The organism is Mesorhizobium sp. M7A.F.Ca.CA.002.04.1.1 (genome assembly GCF_004022805.1).
Lineage (GTDB): Bacteria > Pseudomonadota > Alphaproteobacteria > Rhizobiales > Rhizobiaceae > Mesorhizobium > Mesorhizobium ciceri.
Map to the genome: position 1 here is coordinate 1 of NZ_RZPL01000936.1, position 1,829 is coordinate 1,829.

Consider the following 1,829-nt stretch of genomic DNA (forward strand, 5'->3'; position numbering starts at 1 on the left):
GGTCGGCACCGGCGAGAAGGTGTTGGTTGCCGTCGCCAGCGAGGCGGTGAAAATGCGCATGAAAGCTCCGTCCGTGAATAGGCGCTATTTGACCGCCCCGAGCGCCAGGCCCCTGACGAGGTAGCGCTGCAGCCAGATGAACAGGATGGCCACCGGCAAGGTCGCCAGCAGCGTCGCGGCCATGACGTGATGCCATTCGATGGTGTAGCGGCCGGCGACCAGCGAAAACACCTGGATCGGCAGCGTGTAGCTTTCCTGGCTGCGCAGCATGGTGAGCGCCACGACGAACTCGTTCCAGGCGTTGATGAAGGTGAAGATCGCCGTCACCGCGATCGCCGGCAGGCAGAGCGGCAGGAACACCTTGCGCAAGGTCAGCCAGCGGCCGGCGCCCTCCATCCAGGCGGCTTCCTCGAGATCGCGCGGGATGGTGTCGAAATAGCTCTGCAGCATCCACACCGTGAAGGCGACGTTGAAGGCCATGTAGATGAAGCCGAGCGCCGTCGTGCTCTCGACCAGGCCCCAGGCCGCCATCAGCCGGAACAGGCCGAGCACCAGCACGATCGGCGAGATCATCTGCGAAATCAGCAGGAACTGGCGCAAGGCGCCGTAGCCGGCAAAGCGGAAGCGCGACATCGCATAGGCCGCCGGAACCGAGATCAGGATGGCGCCGACGGTGGCGATCACAGACACGTAGAGCGAATTGAGCAACGCCTGGCCGAAGCCGGTCGCCACCCACATGTCGGAAAAATTCGACCAGCGGAATTCGCTCGGCCACCAGGTCGGCGACAGCACTTCCTGTCTCGGCTTGACTGCGGTCAGGAACATCACCGCGAAGGGAAAGAGCGTCACCACGATCAGCGGCGCCAGCAGCAGCCAGGCGATGATCGAACGCTTGAGCTTGCTCGTCATGCGCGTTGCTCCCGCATCGCCAGCCGCACATAGATCATGGTGAAGACCAGCAAGATGGCGAACATCACCAGCGACACCGCCGATGCTTCGCCCAGCTTGCCGATGCGGAAGGCCAGCTTGTAGAGATGGGTGACCAGGATATCGGTCGAGTTGGCCGGACCGCCCTGCGTCATCACCCAGATGATCGGGAAGGAATTGAAGACGTAGATGGTGTTGAGCACGATGGCGATGTTGATGAACGGTTTCAGGAGCGGAAAGGTGATTTCGCGGAACTGCTGCAGCGGCGTCGCCCCTTCAAGCGCCGCCGCCTCGTAGAGATCGTCCGGGATCGACGACAGCCCGCCGAGGAAGATCGTCGTCGTGAACGGCACCGTCACCAGGATGCCGATCAGCACTTGCATCGGAAAGGCGGTTTCGGCACTCGCCAGCCACTGGATGTTGTGATCGATGAGGCCGAGGCCGATCAGCGCCGAATTGAGCATGCCGCTTTCGCCGCTCAGCGCCCAGCGCCAGACCACCGCGGTCATGGTCAGCGACACCGCCCAGGGCAGCATGATGATGACGCGGGCAATGCCGCGGCCATAGAAATCGGTGTTGAGGATCATCGCCACCGGGATCGACAAGAGAAGCGCGCCGCCGACCACCATCACCGTCCATTGGCCGGTGCGCCAAAGCGCGGCCGTGAAATCGGGATCGGCAGCGAGTGCCGCGAAATTGGCGAAGTCGTTGAAGTCACGAAGCTGGCCGAAGCGGCTGACGTCATGCGTCGAGATCTGGATCAGGTCCCAGACCGGCCAGAAGATGACCACCGCCGCCAGAAACAGGCTGGGCAAGGTCAGGAGATAGGGCAAGAAACGATTTTGCATCGGCTGGCTTTGTACCGCGTTGCGGGGAGATTGGATTTCGCTGGCTTGACAGAT

The 1,829-nt window shown here is 62.4% G+C and carries 2 protein-coding genes; both read right to left on the minus strand.

The features are described from left to right. Positions 1-84: 84 nt before the first annotated feature. Positions 85-909, minus strand: a complete 825-nt coding sequence (locus tag ENZ75_RS30670) for a carbohydrate ABC transporter permease (RefSeq protein ID WP_013528984.1) — start codon at positions 907-909, stop codon at positions 85-87. Then, on the minus strand, positions 906-1,775 hold the full coding sequence (locus ENZ75_RS30675) for a sugar ABC transporter permease (protein ID WP_024504714.1): 870 nt from the start codon (positions 1,773-1,775) through the stop codon (positions 906-908). Before ENZ75_RS30675 ends, ENZ75_RS30670 begins: the two co-directional genes overlap by 4 nt. Positions 1,776-1,829 lie beyond the last annotated feature (54 nt).

Excerpts from the sequence above, each read along its gene's own strand:
- ENZ75_RS30670 (WP_013528984.1), bottom strand. The coding sequence starts at position 909 with ATGACGAGCAAGCTCAAGCGTTCGATCATCGCCTGGCTGCTGCTGGCG.
- ENZ75_RS30675 (WP_024504714.1), bottom strand. The coding sequence starts at position 1,775 with ATGCAAAATCGTTTCTTGCCCTATCTCCTGACCTTGCCCAGCCTGTTT.